The sequence below is a fragment of the Nocardia sp. NPDC005745 genome (genome assembly GCF_040630775.1).
Classification (GTDB): Bacteria; Actinomycetota; Actinomycetes; order Mycobacteriales; family Mycobacteriaceae; genus Nocardia.
Map to the genome: position 1 here is coordinate 259,925 of NZ_JBEXYF010000001.1, position 18,999 is coordinate 278,923.

Genomic DNA, 18,999 nt, shown 5'->3' on the forward strand with positions numbered 1-18,999 from the left:
ATCAGTCGGCGGCCGACAGCGCTTCGGCGCGCGCCTGGCGCATCTCCCGGATCTCGCGTTCGAAGTCCTCGGCCGAGGTGAACGACCGGTAGACCGAAGCGAACCGCAGGTAGGCCACCTCGTCGAGATCACGCAGCGGGCCCAGGATGGCCAGCCCCACCTCGTGACTGGGCACCTCGGGAGATCCCTTGGCGCGCACCGCGTCCTCCACTTGCTGCGCCAGCAGGTTCAGCGCGTCGTCGTCGACTTCACGACCTTGGCAGGCCCGGCGCACACCCCGGATGACCTTTTCGCGACTGAACGGCTCGGTGACGCCGCTCCGCTTGACCACCGACAGGATGGCGGTCTCCACGGTGGTGAACCGCCGCCCACACTGCGGGCAGGCGCGACGCCGGCGGATGGCCGCGCCTTCGTCGGCCTCGCGCGAGTCCACCACCCGGGAGTCGGGGTGTCGGCAGTACGGGCAATGCATCCGAGAAATCCTTCGTCGATGCGCGTGCTCGCGTCCGGACCGGGCACCGATCGGGGCGATCGGTCCGGCGAGCCCGTGTACAGAGGTCTATACCCCGGCACCAGACATTCCTCGTGCGACACGCGGAATACCTGCATAACACTTCGAGGATACCCGTCCGGGTTCCCGAATTGCCGCACTCACCCCCGCTGCCGGACGCGGCTTCCTCATCCGGCGATCTGCCAGTGCGCGGTCAAGTCGGCGAGGAGGTCCGGCAATCGGGCGGCGAGGCGGCCACGGGCCAGTTTGCCCCAGAACGCCTCGCCGAGGACGGCGCCGGCGAGGGCGGGGTCGGTCTCCATATCGATATGGCGGGGCACCAGGTCACCGGTGATGTAGTGCCAGCGTGTCTCGCGGTCGGCCCAGTTGAAGCCGGGCAACGGCACGCGCAGCGCGAGGCTGCGGCCACCTACTTCGGCGCCGACCAGCGTGGGGGCGAACACGCCGGGCGCGCGGACGCCCGGCACTCCGGGTTTGCCCGCGATGGTGCTGACATAGGTGAGCACGCGGCCGATCGGCGCCCGGCCCGCCGACGTCTCGTCCCACTGGTCGGCGACGACGTGGTTCTGTTCCCGATCGGTCATCCGGATCAGCGCGTCGATGTAACCGTCCCTGGTGCCCGAGGCGATCGACTGCCACGCGGTGTGGATGTCGTCGTCGAGCACACCCGCCGCGTACATCTCGTCGATCCCGCGCATGCCCAGCGCGACGTAGGCTTCGTGCATCGGCACCAGATCCGTGAAGATGTGCTTCTGCATGATCATCAGGCGGGTCTGATACCAGGCGACGTCCGCGGCGCTCAGGCGGGAGCCCTCGGTGGCGAGCAGCCGGATGTCCTCCGGCAGCGCCCGCGTCAATTCCGGCGGGGTCGCGCGCAGCAGATCGGCGACGGCGTCGCCCAGCCGATGGATGCCGGGCAGGTCCAGGACCACGCCCACATCGCCCATGTCGAAGAATCCGGAGGCGAACGATCCGCCCGCGATGCCGGCCAGCCCCGCCCAGTAGAACTCCGGGTGGCGCGTGGCCAGCCGCAGGTAGTTGACGTAGACCTGGTTGAAAGTGCGTTCGTTCGCACGCGGGCCCTGCCCGGGATCCCAGGCCGCCGGATCGATATCGGCGTTCCCGGTGGCGATCACCAGCCAGTACTGGTGCAGCAGTGTCGCGTAGCGGCGCGGCGCCACACCGTCGGCCCGTACCTGCCGCAACGCCTCGGCGAGATCCGATTCGTTCAGTGGCAGAGCGGGACTGAGTCCGCCCGCCCCCGCACCGTCACCGTTGACGGAGGGCAGGTCCAGATAGGCCGCGTACGCGGGTTCCGCCCGGGCGATCGATGGTGCACCGAGTCCGAGGACCAGACAGAGGGACAAGGCGGCCGCGCGGAGGAAGAGGCGAACCGAGCGGCCTGCGCTGAGGAGTGTCATGTGCTGAAGATCCCGACATCGTTCGGGCGGTGTTGCCCGGATCACGTTTTCAGCACGGTAGCAACACGTTCTAGTTTGTCGATCAACAAATCCGGCCGCCCAAGGTGGCCGAATTCCCTTCCGCTCAGCGCGAAATGCCGCCCACCGGCGCACCCGGGCCGTCCACCACCGCCGGTACCGGCCGACCGGAATCACCGCCCCACTCGCCCGCCCGCACATGCGCCAGGGCGATCAGCCCCGCCACCACCAAGGCGGTGACCAGCGCGGTGACGGCGAGGACGGCGAACCCGATCTGCGCTTGCTCGACCCGGCGCATCGGGTGTTCACCATGAGCACGCCGCCGCGCGAGCGGTCGCGAACCCCGGTCGTAGGCGACCGCTCCGGCGCGGGGACGCGCCCCGGGCGGGCGCCGATCGGCCGCGGATCGGTACGCGGGTGTCAGTGCGCGGGCACGCGCACCATCACACAGCAACCGCCGGGCGGTCTCGTAGCCGAGATCGTCCCGATCGGGATCGGCGGGGCGCTCGGGTTGCGCGACCGCCGAGCCGAGGGAAGGGGTGACATCGCTGATCGCAGTGCTCATCGGACAAACCTCCGTGGTAGGTGCTCCGTCGGCGTTCGAGCTGTTCGAACACTTGTTCAGTCGCCATTCGCTCATGTGTTCGAAGAACTGGTGTTCGATTTCTACCACGCGTCGCGGACAAAGTCAGCAGGAACACCCGACATACGTCGAACAGATGTTTGATCCAGCGGCGCGACCGGACTAGATTCGAAGAACCGAAGACACGACAGGCCATGAGGACGCATGCCGGGCACCGACCGGCCTGGCACAGCAGGAAAGGGCGGTTGCGGTGAGGCAGACGGACGACACGGGCGACGAGACCGAGAGCGGCGCCGACGCGGCGGGTAGCGGAGCGGATCTCACCGTGCGTCAGCGCAAAGTGCTGGAGGTGATCCGCTCCTCGGTGAGCGAGCGCGGCTACCCGCCGAGCATCCGGGAGATCGGTGACGCCGTCGGCCTCACGTCCACCTCGTCGGTCGCCCATCAGCTGCGCGCCTTGGAGCGCAAGGGCTACCTGCGCCGCGATCCGAATCGGCCACGCGCCGTGGACGTCCGGGGTCTGGACGAGGTGGTGCGGTCGGTGACCAGCCTCCCTGCCGCAGCGGTCGACGACGGTGAGATCACCGTCGATGTCGACCGTCCCGTCCCCACGTTCGTCCCGGTGCTCGGTCGCATCGCCGCCGGTGGCCCGATCCTGGCCGAGCAGGCCGTGGAGGACGTCTTCCCGCTGCCGCGCGAGCTGGTCGGCGACGGTTCCCTGTTCCTGCTGAAAGTGGTCGGCCAGTCCATGATCGACGCGGCGATCTGCGACGGCGACTGGGTGGTCGTGCGACAGCAGAACGTCGCCGACAACGGCGACATCGTCGCGGCGATGATCGACGGGGAGGCCACGGTGAAGACCTTCAAGCGCACCGGCAAGGACGTCTGGCTGATGCCGCACAACCCCGTCTTCGAGCCGATTCCCGGTAACGACGCACAGATTCTCGGCAAGGTCGTCACGGTCATCCGCAAGATCTGACGGTTTCACAGGAGCACCGAACGCCGGCCGTGCGCTGATGCGCGCCGTCGGCGCTCGCCGAACGGCACAAGGCGCGGCACTCACAGCTGATTGCCAGCTGATGCGCAGGCGATTCACCAGGACGCTTGCAAAGCTCCAGCGGTGACAGCGATCCCCGCCGCGGCCGCGGTGCCCGATGCGAATCCGATTGCCACCCGCGCCGGATCGCCCGGCTTACCGCGCGCGCGGAGGTGGGAGCGCGCGGGGCTGTCCCTCCTGCTGATCGGGACCGCGGTCGCGTATCTGTGGCACATCACGGTCAACGGGATGGGCAACGACTTCTATGCCGCGGCAGCCTGGTCCGGTGCACGGAACTGGAAAGCGGTGCTGTTCGGTTCCCTTGATCCGGGCAACTTCATCACCGTGGACAAGCCGCCGGTGTCGCAATGGGTGATGGGCGTATCGGGGCAGCTGTTCGGATTCGGCAGCGCGAGCATGCTGGCGCCGCAGGCGCTGATGGCCGTGGCCGCGGTGGCATTGCTGTACGCGATGGTCACCGAGGCGACCGCCAACCGGGCCGCCGGTCTGCTGGCCGGAGCCGTTCTGGCGGCAACGCCGGTGGTGGCGTTGATGTTTCGATTCAACAATCCGGATGCCGTGATGGTGCTGCTGATGACCGCGGGAGCGTATTGCACGCTCCGGGCGGCGCGGCAGGCGAGCGCGCGCTGGCTGATACTGGCGGGCGTCGCGCTCGGATTCGCGTTCCTGGCGAAGATGCTCGAAGGGCTCATGGTGCTGCCCGCCTTGGCGCTCACCTATCTGATCGTCGCGCCGGCCTCGGCGCGAAAGCGCCTGCTGCACTTGTCGGCCGCCGCGGCGGCGCTGGTCGTCTCCTCGGGCTGGTACGTCCTGCTGACGGTCCTGTGGCCCGCCCCCGCGCGGCCCTACCTGGCGGGCTCGACGAACAACACCTTCATGGATCTGGTGTTGGGCTACAACGGGTTCGCTCGTTTCCTGGGGCACAATCACCGTGGCGGCAACCGGTTCGCGCTGCCGCCCGGATACGAGATGCCACCGGCCGCCGGGCATACCGGTGGCGGGTTCGCCGGATCGAGCGGACCGAGTCCGGTTCGCCTGTTCAGCGGCGAGATCGGATTCGAGATCTCCTGGCTGCTTCCGGCTGCCCTGCTCGCCTTCGTACTGGTGCTCGTCTCCCGTGGGCGGGCGCCTCGCACCGACCCGATCCGGGCGGCCGCACTGGCTTTCGGGTTGTGGCTGATCGTCGACGGCGTCGCGTTCACCGTGATGCGCGGCGGCATGCACGCCTACTACACGCTGGCGATCGGGCCTGCCGTGGCCGGGATGTTCGCGATCGGGGTGGCCGAGATGTGGCGGCGGCGATCCGCGGCGTTCGGCCGAGTCGGCGCCGCCGCACTGGTGCTCACGTCGGGGCTGTGGGCGTTCGTCCTGCTCGACCGCAACCCCGAGTGGCTGCCGCCCCTGCGTTGGACGCTCGCGGTGGTCTCGGCGGCGGCGGCGCTCGCACTGGTCGCCGCCGCGTTCCCCGGCGGGGCGCGGCGGGTGCGGGCCGGAGCCGTCTCGGTGCTCGTCGTCTCGGGCGTGCTCGCCGGCATCGGCGGATCGACGGCGTACGCCGCGGCCACCCTGCCGCAGGCGCATACCGGCGGCAGCCCGACCGTCGGCCCCGCCGAGCCCGCGGCTCCGGATCCGGTGAACGACGTGCGCCGCGAGGTGACCTCGTTCGTGAACGGAGAGGTCGAACCTCGACTTTCCGCGCTGTTGCGCGACACCTCCACGACCTGGTCGGCCGCCGTGGACCGCTCCTCGGTCGCCGCGTCGCTCGAGCTCGCCAGCCACACCCCGGTCGTCGCCATCGGCGGTTTCACTTCCGACGACCCGGTACCCACCCTCGACGAATTCCAGACCATGGTCCGCACTCATCAGGTGACGTACTACCTCGCGCAAGAGGTGCGGCTGCCCGACTCGTGGCGGGTGCGCGGCCAAGCCGAGGCGCCCGCCGGGCCGGGTCCGGACAACGGATGGTGGCGCCCGGCCGGGCACCAAGACATTGCCGAGTGGGTATCCGCGCACTACACGGCGGTACACATCGGCAATGTCGCCGTCTACGACCTCACCGCGCCGGCCTGCGCCGATGTACCAGGAAGGGCCTGCGCGAAATGATCGGACAACCCCGGCAGTGACACCGCCGTGCACCTCTGGTCATGGCGCGTTCCGGTGGCGCGTGAGGATCGGGGCCGGGTACGAGGGGGTATCAGCTCGTGCCCACACCGAGTGCGGTCAGCAGCACCAGCACGACGGTCAGCACGGCCAGCACGCCGTGGCCCGCGACGATGGCGACGGGAAAGTGCCCTTCGGGAGGTTCCGCCGTACCCGCCGAACGGGCACGGTAGGTGGGCAGCCAGCGCAGCAGCATCGCGAATCCGAGCAGCGCGACGGGGATCAGCAGTACGAACGCGACCCACGCCAGTGCGTCCGTGTCGAGGACGAGGTACAGGATCCAGCAGATCAGTCCGGCCACGGCCAGCGTGAAGTGACCGAACACGACCGGCACGGGCAGCTGGGTGGAACTCGGTTGCCGCGTCCCGCCCCGGGCGATCCACGTGCCGAGCATGAAGAAACCGCCGCCCGCGGTGAGCAGCCAAGAAACCAGTGCGGCGATGCCCATGGTGTGCCTCCTGAGGGATGCGAAGGGATTCAGTGGGTGAAGCCGCCGGCTTGGGTGGTTTCGTCGGCGACCCGCACGCCATAGCGATAAGCCAGCTTGCCGCCGAGGTACCCGGAAATCGCCAGCGTCACCAGGCTCGCCGCCGACAGCGCCAGCGGCCCGGCCGGGACCGCGACCGCGAGGTCCGCACTCCGCCGCCACACGAAACCAAGCGCATAGGCCACCGTCAGCAGCAAATTGAGAGTCATGTGTAGCAAGCCGGTACGGAAGGCGGGCGTGCCGGTAGGAATCGCGAGCAGATCGAGGAACCCGATCGTCGCGGCGATCAAGGCGCCGAGCACCCCGATCGCGATCAACCAGGACGATCCCTCGACCAGGAAGTCCGGATCGTCGACGACGCGGGACGCGATGTCGAACACGAAACTGGCGACCCAGGCGCCGATCGGGACGGTGACCAGTATCGGATGGAACGGATGCCCGTACGGGCCGGCCAGCACCGCACTCACCGGCCGCTTTCCCTGCCGTGGATCACCGCTCATCGCATACCTCCGCCGAGGTCGATCAGGTCGAATGACGAAAGTGGGCTTACCCGCCGCGCGGGACATTCACACCGCGCATCGGGTCGACCCCAATCGACCCCGGGGTGGATTCTCGGCCCGTCGAATACTCGGCGCGTGACGCGCTGGTTTTGTCGCACCGGTACGGTGACCGAAACACTCGCACGCCACACCGCGACATCATTCGACTTTCCGGCTGCGGAACGGCTACTACATCATCGGCATCATTGGCAACATCGGCATCTGCATGCCGGGGAACATGCGATTCCACCAGTCGCGCGCCATCCCCATCATCTGATCCATCACGGTGGTTCACCTCCCTTCAGCAGGACTCGAGCAGCAGGCCAGCTCATCGAACTCGAAGGTGAGGGAACGCGCTCACACGCCGCGATAATAACCGGGAAACAATTCCTGGATAGCGATGAATTTTCCGCCCGGGCAACCATTGGCGAATCCACGCGACACTCCTCGCGGTCGAGATCGACAGCTGTATACATTCTACTCCGGGCACCGGTTGCCGAAAAACGGCGTCGCGCCTTACGAATTCGCCGAACCGTCGAGGGCTGCGCATTTCCACCGATCGGATATTTGCGTCCGAATGGAACATCACCATAGGCCTCGGACGACGGCGACCTTGTCCGGGCGTTGAAGCTCGCCGCCACGAATTCGGCGTTCGTGATCGGCGGCGCGGCACAGCGTTCGTCAGCTCGCCGTGCTCCGCCGCGCGGCCAGCCGCCGATTGGTGACCACCAACTGACGCACCGTGCCCGCCTCCAGAGCCCGCACCCCGGCGTCGTCCAGTCGCCCGCACAGCCGCCCCCAATGCACCGCGACCCGCTCCCCCGCCGCCACATCCGGCAGCGCCGCGTACCCGTCCACCCGGATCGGCACGGATTCGGACGTCTCCGCCGACAGCGTGAGGCGTTCTCCGTCCCAACGGAGCCTGCGGCAGCGCAGCGAGACCTCGCCGCCGCTGCGGTCGAGGACCGTTGCCCAGGTGATCCGGCAGCTGTCGAGGACGTGCAAGGGATGCGCGTTGCCGTGCCGGAGCAGCCGGGACCACGGGTACACACCGAAGACGTGGAAACAATGGTTGGCCGCGGCCTCCTCGGCCAACCGCGGGGTCAGATGCGTCCAGTACCCGCCCGCGACCGGGCCGAGCAGATTCAGCAGTTCCGCGGTGAACTCATGGGGGTCCAGGCTCGCGCCGACTCCACCGCCGAGCCAATAGGATTCGACCAGCCTGCGGTCCAGCGGATCGGCGATGCCGGTCATCCGGGCCATCACCCGCAGGTAGGGCCACGCGCCGGTGAACCGGCGCGCCACCGCGCGCACCTGTTCTTCCGAACCGTCCCGCAACGCGGCCGCGTCGGGCGGCCCGCAGTAGCCGAGCCGGTTGGGCGCGTACGCGTACCGGGCGAACATCTCCGCGCCGCCGCCCGTCATCGGCAGGGCCTTCCACCGGCGCGCTCGACGGACCAGCGCTGTTCGAGCCTGCCGAATCGCCACACCGCCACCGCCACCGCCCAGGTGAGCACGAACAGTCCGGCGATCAGCAAGCCCATGGCGCCGAGATCCAGCCCGCCGACCCAGGCCACCGGACCGTCGGCGATGCCGAATTCGTCGGCCAGCACCGAGATCATCTCCTGCGCGCCGATCAGCAGGGCCACCACGACCGACAGGCCCGTGACGACGATGTTGTAGTAGACGCTGCGCAGCGGCCCCGCGAACGCCCACCCGTACGCGTAGTTCATGAACGCGCCGTCCAGTGCGTCGAACAGCGTCATTCCCGCCGAGAACAACACCGGCAGCACCAGGATCGCGTACCACGGCAGGGCCGTCGCCGCCGCGCCGCCCGCGATCACCAGCAGGCTCACCTCGGTGACGGTGTCGAAGCCGAGGCCGAACAGCAGTCCGACCGGGTACATCTGCCACGGGGCGCGCACCGCTCGGGTCAGCGGGCCGATCACCCGCTGCAAGGCGCCGCGGTCGTCCAGCTGCTGCCGCAACGCGGCCTCGTCGTACGTCCCGCGACGCATGCCGCGGAACACCCGCCATATCCCGATCAGGGAGACCAGGTTCAACAGCCCGATGGCGAGCAGGAAGGTTCCCGACACACCGGTTCCGAATATCGCGGTCCAGCGGTGCAGCCCGGACTGCTCGTCCCGCAGGTTTCCCGCCAGCGCCTTGACGCCGAACGCCAGAAGCGCGACCAGGACGAAGACGATGGTGGAGTGGCCGAGGGAGAACCAGAACCCCACCGACAGCGGCTTGCGCCCGTCGGCGACCAGCTTGCGGGTGGTGTTGTCGATGGCGGCGATGTGGTCGGCGTCGAAGGCGTGCCGCATCCCGAGGGTGTACGCGGTGACGCCGAGACCGACGCCGAACACCGCACCGTCCACGACGTACCCGCCGGGGACCACGACCAGCAGCAGTGCCGACCACCCGAGGACGTGCAGGGTGACGACGACCGCCGCCATCCCCGCGACGCCGCGCCGCTGCCCTCCGTGCAGTGGGCGGGGCGCCGCCGAGGGGCTATCGGCGATCCGAACGATGATCCACACCTCGCCTTCTGGCTCCTGACCGTTGCGTCCGCCGTCAGCAGATTCGCGGCAATTGCTCGCCCGCGGGCAGGTCCACCACCCGGGTCCCGCCGAGCGCGGTGCGGGCCACCACCATGCCGGGATGTTCGGCGACACACCGGCCGATCGCCACGGCCTGCGCGCCCAGCGGGTGCTCCCGCATCGCCGCGAGCACGCGATCGGCGTCCTCGGGCGCGACGAAAGCCAGCAGTTTGCCCTCATTGGCCACGTACATCGGGTCCAGTCCGAGTAGCCCGCACGCGTCGCGCACGCCGTCGGGCACCGGCAGCTGCCGCTCGTCCAGGGATACGCCGACCCCCGCGGCGCGGGCGATCTCGTTGAGCGAGGCCGCGACGCCGCCTCGGGTGGGGTCGCGCAGCACGTGCACGTCGGCGCCGGTGGCCAGCATCGCCGCGACCAAGCCGTGCAGCGGCGCGGTGTCGCTGAGCACGGTGGTGCCGAATTCCAGTCCTTCGCGGCAACTGAGCACCGCGACACCGTGCACGCCGATGTCACCACTGACCAGAACGACGTCGCCCGGCCGCGCGCGCTGCGGCCGGATGTCGACCTCGGGGGCCACCACGCCGATTCCGGCGGTGTTGATGTAGATCCCGTCACCGTGTCCGGCGTCCACGACCTTGGTGTCGCCGGTGACCAGCTGGACTTCCGCCGCCAGCGCGGCGGTGCCGACCGCCTGCGCGATGCGCGCGATGTCGGCCAGCGCGGTGCCTTCCTCCAGGATGAACGCGGTGGACAGCACCATCGGGCGCGCACCGGACATGGCCAGATCGTTCACCGTGCCGTTGACCGCGAGCTCACCGATCGTGCCGCCGGGGAACACGATCGGCTTCACCACGAACGAGTCGGTGGAGAAGGCCAGCCGCGCGCCGTCGAGCGTGACCACCGCGGAGTCGCCGAGATCGGCGTGCGCCGCCGAGCCGAACGCGGGCAGGAACAGATGCTCGATCAATTCGCCGGACATCGCTCCGCCGCCGCCGTGGCCCATCACGATGTTCGGCGCGTCCCGCAGCGGCATCGGGCAGACCCAGCCCTCAACGTCGATCGCCACGGGGGCGGCGCCGTCCTCACGCATGGGCCACCTCCGCGGGCAGATCGAGCCGCCGGTACAGGTAGTAGGCGGCACACGCGCCTTCGGAGGACACCATGGTGGCGCCCAGCGGGTTACGCGGCGTGCACTGCTTGCCGAAGGCAGCGCACTCGTTGGGTTTGATCAACCCTTGCAGCACCTCACCGGAACGGCAGATGGTCGATTCGGCGGTGTGCAGGTCGCCCACGGCGAAGCGGTGTTCGGCGTCGAACTCGCGATAGCGATCCGACAGCCGCCAGCCGCTGCGCGGGATCACGCCGATGCCCCGCCAGGCTCGGTCGGTGACCTCGAAGACGTCCTGCAGCATGGCCTTCGCCGCGGGATTGCCCGCCGCGGACACCGCGCGCGGGTAGGCGTTCTCCAGTTCGTGCCTGCCCGACTCCAGTTGCAGCACGGTGCGGCGGATGCCCTCCAGGATGTCCAGCGGCTCGAACCCGGTGACCACCATCGGCACCTTGTACTGCTCGGCCAGCGGCGGATACTCGTCGGTGCCCATCACGGTGCAGACGTGCCCGGCGGCGAGGAACCCCTGCACCCGGCAGGTCGGCGACTCCATGATCGCGGCGATGGCAGGCGGGACCAGCACGTGCGACACCAGCAGCGAGAAGTTCCGGATGCCCAGGCGCTGGGCCTGGTACACCGTCATCGCGTTGGCCGGAGCGGTGGTCTCGAAGCCGATGCCGAAGAACACGACTTCCCGGTCGGGATTCTCCTTGGCCAGGTTCAGCGCGTCCAGCGGCGAGTACACCACCCGGACGTCACCGCCTTCGCTCTTGACCCGGAACAGGTCCTTGGCGCTGCCGGGCACGCGCAGCATGTCGCCGAACGAGCAGAAGATCACGCCCGGCTGCGCGGCGATCTCCAGCGCCTTGTCGATCACCTCGAGCGGGGTGACGCAGACCGGGCAGCCGGGGCCGTGGATCATCTCGATCTGGTCGGGCAGCAGTTGGTCGATGCCGTGGCGGATGATCGAATGGGTTTGTCCGCCACAGACTTCCATGATCGCCCAGCGGCGGTTGGTCGCGGTGCGGATCCGATCGAGCAGGCGCTGGGCCAGCTCGGGATTGCTGAATTCGTCCAGGTATTTCATGACCGGGCCTCCGGTTCCTCGCGTGATGGCTCGGCGGCTGGATTGTCCATGCCCGCCTGCTTCGCGGCGATGGCGAAACCGTCGCCGAATTCCTCGTTCAGTACGCCGAGGTGCTCGAACTCGGCCAGGGTCCGCAACGCGGACTGCTCGTCCAGCCGCTGGATAGCGAAACCGACGTGGACAACGACGTAGTCACCGACCGCCGCGTCCGGGATGTATTGCAGGCACACATCCTTGTGCACGCCGCCGAAGTCGACGACCGACATCAGCGTTCCGTCCCGCTCGTGCAGGCTGAGCACTTTGCCTGGTACCGCAAGACACATCGTTGCTCTCCTTCGCTCATCCCTCGCTGCACGCGAGGAGTTGCCCGAATGCGAGGCCGCCGTCGTTGGGCGGCAGTCGGTGGTGGGTGATCACGGTGAAGCCGTTGTCGCGCAGCAGCGCGCACGAGCGCGCGAGCAGCAGGGCGTTCTGGAAGACGCCGCCGGACAGGGCGACGACCGTCGCCGGGGCGGCGTAGCGAGCCGCGAGCTCGAGCACCAGCCGGGCGACGGCGGCGTGGAACCGGGCGCCCACCACCTGCGCGGGTGCGCCCGCGCGCACGTCGGCGACCACGCCCGCCAGCACCGGTGCGGGATCGATCAGGGCGGGATCACCATCGACCAGCGGGAACCGGTATGCGGTGGCGCCTTCGGCGCCCGCCCGGGACAACCCCTCCAGCTCGATAGCTGCCTGCGCTTCGTAGTCGACGACGTGCCGCACGCCGCACAGCGAGGACACGGCGTCGAACAGCCGGCCCATGCTCGACGTGGGAGCGCAGCCCCAACCGGTCCGGAACTGGTGGGCCAGCACCGAACGCTCGGCGGGCGGACATGCCGCGACCGCCGGAATGTCCTCGGTCCACTCGATCCCGGCCGACCGCAGATGCGCCAGCGCCATGCGGTAGGGCCTGCGCACCGCGAGATCGCCGCCCGCCAGCGGCACGTATTTCAGATGGGCCAGGCGGCGATAGCCCTTGTAACCCGCGAGCAGCACCTCACCGCCCCACACCGCCGCGTCCGGTCCGTATCCGGTGCCGTCGAAGGCGATGCCGACCACCTGGTCGCTCGCGCCGAGTCCGTGCTCGCCCATGACGGCGGCGATGTGCGCGTGGTGGTGCTGGACGGTGTACACGGCTCGCTCACCCGCGTGCCTGCGCGCCCACGCGGTGGAGCGGTAGCCGGGATGCGCGTCGGCGACCAGTTGGGCGGGCCGCACCCCGGTGAGTTCCGCGAGGTGGCGCTGGGCCGCGTCGAAGGAGCGCAGCGTCGCCAGATCATCCATGTCGCCGATGTGCTGGCTCAGCCAGGCGTATCGACCGTCCGCCACCGCGCACGTGTTCTTGAGGTCGGCGCCGACGGCGAGCGTCGGTGGCAGCGGAACCGGCAGCAGCAGCGGCAGCGGCGCGTACCCGCGCGAGCGCCGGACGGGCAGTTCACGGCCGTCGAGCGAACGCACCACCGAGTCGTCACAGGGCACCAGGATGCGCCGGTTGTGCGTCAGCCAGCCGTCGGCCAGCCCGGCCAGCCGGGTGCGCGCGTCCTCGTCCTGGTAGCAGATCGGCTCGCCGCCGAGGTTGCCGGAGGTCATCACCAGCGCCTGCGGGCCGGGCGGGTCGCCGGGCAGACCGAACAGCAACAGATGCAGCGGGGTGTAGGCGAGCATGACGCCCAGGTCCGGATTGCCGGGCGCCACCGAGGGAGCCGGGATCGGGTGGCACGCCCGCGCCGCGCCCACCGACGCGGTGTCTGCACCCGGCTGAGCGGTGCGGATCGAATCGGCTGCGAACAAGGAGGATTCCCCGGCCGCGGACCGGCGAGCGAGCAGCACTATCGGGCGAGCCGGGCTGGTCAGCAGCGTCGCGGCGGCGTCGTCGACGGCGACGATGGCCCTTGCCGTCGCGAGATCCGGCACCATCACGGCGAACGGCTTGTCCCCGCGGCGTTTGCGCCTGCGCAGCTCCGCGACGGCCGTCTCGTCGGTGGCATCGCAGGCCAGGTGGTATCCGCCGATGCCTTTGACCGCCAGGATGCCGCCCGCGCGCAGCAGCTGCCGCGCGGCCGTCAGCGGCGCACCGGCTCCCGGTCCGGTGTACGCGAGCGTGGGACCGCAGTCGGGGCAGGCGATCGGCTGCGCGTGGAAGCGGCGGTCGGCGGGATCGGCGTATTCCCGCGCGCACCGGGCGCACATGGCGAAGTCGGCCATCGACGTCCGCTCGCGGTCGTAGGGCAGGCTCGCGATGATGGTGAAACGCGGACCGCAATTGGTGCAGTTGACGAACGGATGGCGGTAGCGGCGGTCGCCGGGGTCGCGCAACTCGCGTTCGCAATCCGCGCAGATCGCGACATCGGGAGAGGCCAGTGTGCGGCCACCGCCGTCGCGGGTGGTACCCGCGATGTGGAAGCCGGTGCCGCCACGCACTGGGATGTCGGTCTGCTCGACCGCCTCGACCACCGCCAGCGGCGGCGGGCGCAGCCGCAGCCGCTCGGCGAACCGGTCCAGATCCGGCGGGGCTCCCTCGATTTCGATGACGACGCCACTGCTGTCGTTGCCGACGCTGCCGGACAGGGACAACTCGGCGGCGGTGGTGTAGACGAACGGGCGGAACCCGACACCTTGGACCACACCGCGCACGAGCAGACGCCGCCGCAGCCGCTGGGTGGTCATGGCAGGTCTCCGCGTTGCAGCAGGCGCAACCCGTCCAGCGCCGCCGTGGCCCCGGCCTCGTCGGTCTTCTCCACCGCGAAGCCCATGTGGATGATCACCCAGTCACCCGGCCGGGCCGGATCCTCGTCGAGCAGGCCGATGTTCACCTTCCGCTGCTCGCCGGACACCTCGACCAGCGCGATCTGGCCGTGGTAGCCGTCGGGGATCGCCAGCACACGTCCCGGGATGCCCAGACACATCGTCAGTCCTCCTGTCGCGCTGTGGCCCGCCGCAGCGGCTCGGAACCATCGGCACCGGCGGGCAGCAACTCGGCGAGCACACCGCCCACCGCCGCCACCGCCTCGTCCACCGCCGCGGCGACCGGCTCGGACAGGCCGATGCCCTCCGCCACGCAGGCGACCTGGCAGCCGATCACCACGGTGGGTGGGAGCGCACCGCCCAGGGCGCGCACTCCGGCGAAGACCGCGTCCGGGCTCATCGCGTGCGCGTCCAGATGCGCGGCGCCGGTGTCCTCCGGCGCGGCGGCGAACACCTCGATCCGGCCGGGTGCGCCGCGATCGGGCAGCGCGTCGATCAGGACCAGCGCGGCCCAGGGGTCCAGCAGGTCGTAGGCGAGGTGCATGCCCCGGATGCCGTAGTCCACCGCGCGCACGCCCGGGTCGGGGTGGGGCGGCAGCCGCCGCACCACCTCGGGTCCGAATCCGTCGTCGCCGAGGAAGATGTTGCCGATCCCGGCGATCAGCACCGCGCCCGTGTTTTCACCCCTCTTCCTCGGTCGGCGTTGTCGCGCCGCCCACCCGCGCGTCGTCGACCTTTCCGGTCGCCGTCTCGGAGGGGGCGTTGGCGGTCTCCTTGCGCTCGTCGTAGGGAGGCGCCGCCGATTCGGTGTCGGGTGGCGCTTCCGAGGTGAACTCGGCGTCCTTCTTGGTGTCGTCGGAGTGCGCGGAGGTCATCTCCTCGTGATCGATGTGCCCCGGCTCCCGATCCGCCGGACCTCCGGCCGCGACGTCGGCGCCGGTGTCGCGCGAACCCGGCGCGCCCCGTGCCGATTGCGGCTCTTCGCGATGCTCAGCCATGATGCTCCTTTCCGGTCGGCCGCTACATGTGCCGGATCTTGAGGTAACGCCGCAGATCCGGGATCGAGCGCAGGCCGAGATACACTCCCGCCGCCACCAGCACGGCGACGACGGTTGTCGACACCACTCCCACGGTTTCCATAGCGGACTTCCTTTCACTTCTCGGTGCCGTCGAGCGGCTCCACTTCGTCGGGGGCGAAATACAGGTAGCGGCCGTACCATTCGTGCAACTCGGCGGCCGGGTCGTCGTCCAGCACGACCCCCACGTGCGCCTGCCCGTCCACGTCCTCGTGGACCGAGACGACCCGGGCGCACCGGCCGTCGAAGAACAGATCCTGGGCGTCGGCCCGCCGCGACGGATGCAGCCGGACCCTGCTGCCCTTGCGCACGAGCACGCCCGCGACCGGCACCGCGTCGAGGTCGGGGCGTACGGCCTGGTCGGCCGACGGGTCCCACCAATCGAGGCCCTCGGGGATCTCCGGGATCAGTCCCGGCCCCTCGGCGTGCGGGTCGCGCAGCACCCCGTGCAGCTGCCGCATCGCGTCGGGTGACATGGCTTCGCAGCGGTCGATGATCTCCGCCGCGCGCGGATCGGTGGCCCGCGCCAGCGCCTTCTCCGCGTCGGTCATCGTGAGGATCCGCAGCGTGAGGATCTCGTCGATCTCGGTGGAGTCGAACAGCGCGCCTTCGCTCTGCTCCGCGATCTCCGGGTGGTCGTAGAGGATGATCGGCGAGATCAGCAGCATGCTGTAGTCGCCGGGCGGTCCCGCGAGCACCGGGAAGCAGCGGTACCGATCGCAGCGGGCGGCCGCGGCCACCGCGTCCGGCGGCGGTTCCAGCAGCGAGACGAACTCGCCTCCGGTGATCTCCGCGATGACGTGCGCGCCGATCAGCGAGCGTGCGATGGCGTCGCGCTGGTCGGTCGCGGGTTCGCCCACATTGCGCAGGATGACGGTCAGCCGCGCGAAGCCGTCGTCCCGGTCGGCCGCGAGTTCCAGCTCGCCCGCCAGCGGCAGCCGGGTCCGCACCAGCGTGCCTCGCCCGGGGGCGGCGGCCGTGGCGATCTCCTCGGTGTCGCGACCGCCCGGGACGTCCAGCGACCGGACGAGGCGCCCCGGCGGGACCGGACCGATGACGACCTCCTGCTCGACCGCCTCGTCCCAGGACAGCCACGACCGCTCGCCGTCGGACCACTCGGCGACGGACGTGCCGTCCCCGTCCATCACTTGGCGGCGCTGGAGCTGGAGGAACCGGACGGTCAGGGTGATCTCCGGATGTTCGCCGGGGGCGAGCAGGCACTGCGCCGACAGCGCCTGCTCCTCACCGAGCCCTGCGGCGGCGGCTCCGCGCGGCCCCAGCACGCCGAACTGCCATCGCGACTGGTTCTTGCGCGCGTCGGCCCGGTAGGGGTAGAGCAAGTAGCCCTCGTAGAGCACCGCGTCGGCAACGGCACGAGCGCGGGCGCGGGCGTCGGCGGTGGTCACGGCGTCTCCTCGGTGCTGGTCAGCAGGCGGGTCACCGCGTCGTCGAAACCGGGCAGGCCGTGGCCGGACTTGTAGGCGGCCAGCGCGCGGAGGGTGTCGTTGTGCAGCCGCACCCACCCGGAATTCGGGAAGTACGCGGCCATCAGGTTCTGCCACACCGACACGGGCATCTGGAACTTGTCCTCGCGGTCCCACGGGATCTGCTGGATGGCGAATCCGGTACTGCCCCGGATGAAAACGGTTCCACTGAACAGGAAAAGCAGCGGAACCACACCGTCGCGCAACGCGTGCAGGTACTTCGACCCGGTCACCTCGAAGTCGTAGGTGCACGGCATCGGCAGATCCACTTCGGCGCCGCCGGTGAAACCGGGAATCATGGTGGCGCAGTGCATCCAGAGAAACGAACGCTGGGTCTCGTGCCAGCGTTCGCGCGGACCGAACAGATCGACCAGGCCCGCGGCCTCCTCGTCGGAGTAGCCGCGGCGGAACGGCTCGATGCGCACCTGCGCGCGCAGGGCGATGGCGTGCACGGGTTCCTCCGCGAGCGCGGCGATGCCGACGCGCGCGGACAGGATCGGCGCGACGGCGTACGGCTCGGGCTTCATCTCGAGCACGGCGAACGTCGTCGAGTACACCGGGCTCATGCCGCACCCCCGGCTCTCGCGCGCGCCGACGCCTCGGCGAAGAACTGTTCCAGATACCGGTGCACGTCCTGACCGCCGTCGAAGCCGTGCCACAGCAGCCGCATCCGGCCGACGAACTCGTAGCAGGCGTCGATCGGCAGCAGCAGGCAGGCCGCCTGCTCGGCGCGGCGGTCGGGCACCCGGATGAGCAGCGCTTCCACGTCGGCAGCGAGCACATCCAGCTCGGGATGCCGGTGCAGGATCGCGTTCCATTGCTCCAGCGGCAATTCCGATTCCGTCGCACCCGCCGGCCCGGGATAGAACGCCACCGTCCGCTCCAGCGCGGAATTGCGGAAGAAGAACGCCAGGCTCACCGGGATCTCCAGCGCGTCCCATTCCGCCCGGCTGATCGTGAAATCGGGGAACGCGAGATACCGATCCGGCACCGCTCGATAGCGCAGCGCCGCGTTCTGGTCGACGAACAGCAGATAGCAACCGCGGCACACGCACATCAGCTGCCTGCCTTCGACGTTCACGACGTGCCGGTGCTGCTCGGCGATCGGCTCCGCGCACATCTCGCACCGTTCGCCGGGCCGGGGAGCGGGCCCGCGGTCGGCGGCGATTCGCTGGAGCGCGCGAAACGGTGTGCTCACCCGTGCACCCCCACCGGCACCGCCACCGACAGTTCGCCGGATCGCACGAGCACGGGAAGCGGCTCGAGATGCCCGTCGCCGTCGACCCGGGCGCCCGCGTGCACCACGTCGTAGTGCGCCCGGCAGGTGGGGCACCGCAGCACCGCGTCACCGGCCGGGAATCCCACGCGCCGTTCCAGCACCGCGCCCGCGAGGGAGCCGTCGCACCCGGGACAGTGGTCCCGGTAGGCGTACAGCTCCTCGCCCACCCGGCAGGCCAGCACGATCAGCCCGGCGACGTCGAAGCCGCCCACCTCACCCGCGCTCAACTCGGCCAGTTCGGGCACCGCGACCCAGTTGCCGGAGCGTGCGCCGTCCGCGCGCACGCGGGAGAACAGCGAGTCGGCGGAGATCACCCCCGCCGACTCCGTCTGCGCGGCCACCACTTCGATGGACTCGATTTCCGGCGCCGCCGCCCGCACCGCGTCCTCTACGGCCAGCTCGAGCGTCACCGACGAGGACGGACAGCTCTTGCAGCTACCCGCCAGTTCCAAGCGGACCACCCCGTCGACGATGTCGACCAGGTGGACGTCGCCGCCGTGCGAACCGAGGTAGGGGCGCACGCTGTCCAGCGCGGTGCGCACCCGGGTGGACACATCGTGCGGATGCAACCCGTGCACCAGCAGCAGGCTGGCGACCAGATCGTCGCGGGCCAACCGCTCGACCGCTTCCGCGTCGAGCAGCGCGACCGCGCGGGTCAGCCCCGCGCCGTAGAGTCCGACCAGTTCGCGCACCAGTTGCTCGGCGCGCTCGCGGGCGAGCGCACCGCCCGCCGAACTCGCCTCGAGCAAGGTCTCGATGCGATCGCCGGCTTCCCGCCACCGGGCTTCACCGAATGTCGCGTCGTCCTGGTCGTCCGGGCGATCCTCCACCGTCACCTCCG

At 70.0% G+C, this 18,999-nt stretch carries 20 protein-coding genes; 2 read left to right on the forward strand and 18 right to left on the reverse strand.

All coding sequences use genetic code 11. The annotated features are described in order from the left end of the window. Nucleotide 1 precedes the first annotated feature (1 nt). The 3 genes from nrdR to ABZ420_RS01290 all read right to left on the reverse strand — a co-directional run bounded on the left by nrdR (nucleotide 2) and on the right by ABZ420_RS01290 (nucleotide 2,515). Nucleotides 2-472 carry a transcriptional regulator NrdR gene (nrdR, locus tag ABZ420_RS01280; RefSeq protein ID WP_040867881.1) on the reverse strand — a complete coding sequence of 157 codons (471 nt, stop codon included), beginning with the start codon at nucleotides 470-472 and terminating at the stop codon, nucleotides 2-4. A gap of 206 nt (nucleotides 473-678) precedes the next feature. Beyond that, nucleotides 679-1,932, reverse strand: a complete 1,254-nt coding sequence (locus ABZ420_RS01285; RefSeq protein WP_357115930.1) for a hypothetical protein — start codon at nucleotides 1,930-1,932, stop codon at nucleotides 679-681. 124 nt (nucleotides 1,933-2,056) lie between these two features. Continuing rightward, entirely contained in the window at nucleotides 2,057-2,515 is a 459-nt protein-coding gene (locus ABZ420_RS01290) for a hypothetical protein (protein ID WP_357115932.1), read from the reverse strand. Nucleotides 2,516-2,858: 343 nt separating this feature from the next. On the opposite strand from ABZ420_RS01290, the gene lexA reads away from it, so the two are divergent. After that, nucleotides 2,859-3,512 carry a transcriptional repressor LexA gene (gene lexA, locus ABZ420_RS01295; RefSeq protein WP_157172826.1) on the forward strand — a complete coding sequence of 218 codons (654 nt, stop codon included), beginning with the start codon at nucleotides 2,859-2,861 and terminating at the stop codon, nucleotides 3,510-3,512. Nucleotides 3,513-3,653: 141 nt separating this feature from the next. Then, nucleotides 3,654-5,693, forward strand: coding sequence for a glycosyltransferase family 39 protein (locus ABZ420_RS01300; RefSeq protein ID WP_357115934.1), 2,040 nt, complete (start codon nucleotides 3,654-3,656; stop codon nucleotides 5,691-5,693). Nucleotides 5,694-5,784: 91 nt separating this feature from the next. Here ABZ420_RS01300 and ABZ420_RS01305 read toward each other — a convergent pair whose 3' ends face one another. From ABZ420_RS01305 to ABZ420_RS01375, 15 genes are all read right to left on the reverse strand, one after another. Further along, entirely contained in the window at nucleotides 5,785-6,198 is a 414-nt protein-coding gene (locus ABZ420_RS01305; RefSeq protein ID WP_062973988.1) for a hypothetical protein, read from the reverse strand. A gap of 29 nt (nucleotides 6,199-6,227) precedes the next feature. Beyond that, nucleotides 6,228-6,737: a DUF2231 domain-containing protein gene (locus tag ABZ420_RS01310; RefSeq protein ID WP_357115936.1), complete on the reverse strand. Its 510-nt coding sequence runs from the start codon at nucleotides 6,735-6,737 to the stop codon at nucleotides 6,228-6,230. Between the two features lie 720 nt (nucleotides 6,738-7,457). Then, nucleotides 7,458-8,201 (reverse strand): DUF6390 family protein, encoded by a 744-nt coding sequence (locus ABZ420_RS01315; protein WP_357115938.1) that lies wholly within the window; start codon nucleotides 8,199-8,201, stop codon nucleotides 7,458-7,460. Next, a complete protein-coding gene (locus tag ABZ420_RS01320) occupies nucleotides 8,198-9,268 on the reverse strand; it encodes a HoxN/HupN/NixA family nickel/cobalt transporter (protein ID WP_357116444.1) in 1,071 nt (356 codons plus the stop codon). Before ABZ420_RS01320 ends, ABZ420_RS01315 begins: the two co-directional genes overlap by 4 nt. Nucleotides 9,269-9,353: 85 nt before the next feature. Next, nucleotides 9,354-10,430, reverse strand: a complete 1,077-nt coding sequence (gene hypE, locus ABZ420_RS01325) for a hydrogenase expression/formation protein HypE (protein WP_357115940.1) — start codon at nucleotides 10,428-10,430, stop codon at nucleotides 9,354-9,356. Beyond that, nucleotides 10,423-11,535, reverse strand: coding sequence for a hydrogenase formation protein HypD (gene hypD, locus ABZ420_RS01330; protein ID WP_357115942.1), 1,113 nt, complete (start codon nucleotides 11,533-11,535; stop codon nucleotides 10,423-10,425). Before hypD ends, hypE begins: the two co-directional genes overlap by 8 nt. Then, the gene (locus tag ABZ420_RS01335; protein WP_357115944.1) at nucleotides 11,532-11,858 is read right to left on the reverse strand and encodes a HypC/HybG/HupF family hydrogenase formation chaperone; all 327 of its coding nucleotides are present in this window, start codon (nucleotides 11,856-11,858) and stop codon (nucleotides 11,532-11,534) included. Before ABZ420_RS01335 ends, hypD begins: the two co-directional genes overlap by 4 nt. A 16-nt stretch (nucleotides 11,859-11,874) precedes the next feature. Then, the gene (locus ABZ420_RS01340) at nucleotides 11,875-14,241 is read right to left on the reverse strand and encodes a carbamoyltransferase HypF (protein ID WP_357115946.1); all 2,367 of its coding nucleotides are present in this window, start codon (nucleotides 14,239-14,241) and stop codon (nucleotides 11,875-11,877) included. Further along, entirely contained in the window at nucleotides 14,238-14,480 is a 243-nt protein-coding gene (locus ABZ420_RS01345) for a HypC/HybG/HupF family hydrogenase formation chaperone (RefSeq protein WP_040867901.1), read from the reverse strand. The genes ABZ420_RS01340 and ABZ420_RS01345 overlap by 4 nt, the downstream gene beginning before the upstream one ends. Nucleotides 14,481-14,482: 2 nt before the next feature. Next, complete coding sequence (locus ABZ420_RS01350; protein WP_357115948.1) at nucleotides 14,483-14,986, reverse strand: hydrogenase maturation protease; 504 nt, start codon at nucleotides 14,984-14,986, stop codon at nucleotides 14,483-14,485. Between the two features lie 13 nt (nucleotides 14,987-14,999). Then, nucleotides 15,000-15,317 (reverse strand): hypothetical protein, encoded by a 318-nt coding sequence (locus ABZ420_RS01355; protein WP_357115950.1) that lies wholly within the window; start codon nucleotides 15,315-15,317, stop codon nucleotides 15,000-15,002. 155 nt (nucleotides 15,318-15,472) lie between these two features. Further along, nucleotides 15,473-16,801, reverse strand: a complete 1,329-nt coding sequence (locus ABZ420_RS01360) for a hypothetical protein (protein WP_357115952.1) — start codon at nucleotides 16,799-16,801, stop codon at nucleotides 15,473-15,475. Then, the gene (locus ABZ420_RS01365; RefSeq protein ID WP_357115954.1) at nucleotides 16,798-17,445 is read right to left on the reverse strand and encodes a DUF6084 family protein; all 648 of its coding nucleotides are present in this window, start codon (nucleotides 17,443-17,445) and stop codon (nucleotides 16,798-16,800) included. The genes ABZ420_RS01360 and ABZ420_RS01365 overlap by 4 nt, the downstream gene beginning before the upstream one ends. Then, a complete protein-coding gene (locus ABZ420_RS01370) occupies nucleotides 17,442-18,077 on the reverse strand; it encodes a DUF5947 family protein (protein ID WP_062974008.1) in 636 nt (211 codons plus the stop codon). The genes ABZ420_RS01365 and ABZ420_RS01370 overlap by 4 nt, the downstream gene beginning before the upstream one ends. Beyond that, entirely contained in the window at nucleotides 18,074-18,988 is a 915-nt protein-coding gene (locus ABZ420_RS01375; RefSeq protein ID WP_357116446.1) for a NifU family protein, read from the reverse strand. Before ABZ420_RS01375 ends, ABZ420_RS01370 begins: the two co-directional genes overlap by 4 nt. Nucleotides 18,989-18,999: the final 11 nt, after the last annotated feature.

What these genes read in the sequence shown, in the direction of transcription:
- ABZ420_RS01355 (WP_357115950.1), bottom strand. Translation starts at nt 15,317, where the DNA reads ATGGCTGAGCATCGCGAAGAGCCGCAATCGGCACGGGGCGCGCCGGGT.
- ABZ420_RS01365 (WP_357115954.1), bottom strand. Translation starts at nt 17,445, where the DNA reads ATGAGCCCGGTGTACTCGACGACGTTCGCCGTGCTCGAGATGAAGCCC.
- ABZ420_RS01310 (WP_357115936.1), bottom strand. Translation starts at nt 6,737, where the DNA reads ATGAGCGGTGATCCACGGCAGGGAAAGCGGCCGGTGAGTGCGGTGCTG.
- hypD (WP_357115942.1), bottom strand. Translation starts at nt 11,535, where the DNA reads ATGAAATACCTGGACGAATTCAGCAATCCCGAGCTGGCCCAGCGCCTG.
- ABZ420_RS01315 (WP_357115938.1), bottom strand. Translation starts at nt 8,201, where the DNA reads ATGACGGGCGGCGGCGCGGAGATGTTCGCCCGGTACGCGTACGCGCCC.
- ABZ420_RS01305 (WP_062973988.1), bottom strand. Translation starts at nt 6,198, where the DNA reads ATGGGCATCGCCGCACTGGTTTCTTGGCTGCTCACCGCGGGCGGCGGT.
- nrdR (WP_040867881.1), bottom strand. Translation starts at nt 472, where the DNA reads ATGCATTGCCCGTACTGCCGACACCCCGACTCCCGGGTGGTGGACTCG.
- ABZ420_RS01335 (WP_357115944.1), bottom strand. Translation starts at nt 11,858, where the DNA reads ATGTGTCTTGCGGTACCAGGCAAAGTGCTCAGCCTGCACGAGCGGGAC.
- ABZ420_RS01345 (WP_040867901.1), bottom strand. Translation starts at nt 14,480, where the DNA reads ATGTGTCTGGGCATCCCGGGACGTGTGCTGGCGATCCCCGACGGCTAC.
- ABZ420_RS01285 (WP_357115930.1), bottom strand. Translation starts at nt 1,932, where the DNA reads ATGACACTCCTCAGCGCAGGCCGCTCGGTTCGCCTCTTCCTCCGCGCG.
- ABZ420_RS01290 (WP_357115932.1), bottom strand. Translation starts at nt 2,515, where the DNA reads ATGAGCACTGCGATCAGCGATGTCACCCCTTCCCTCGGCTCGGCGGTC.
- ABZ420_RS01340 (WP_357115946.1), bottom strand. Translation starts at nt 14,241, where the DNA reads ATGACCACCCAGCGGCTGCGGCGGCGTCTGCTCGTGCGCGGTGTGGTC.
- hypE (WP_357115940.1), bottom strand. Translation starts at nt 10,430, where the DNA reads ATGCGTGAGGACGGCGCCGCCCCCGTGGCGATCGACGTTGAGGGCTGG.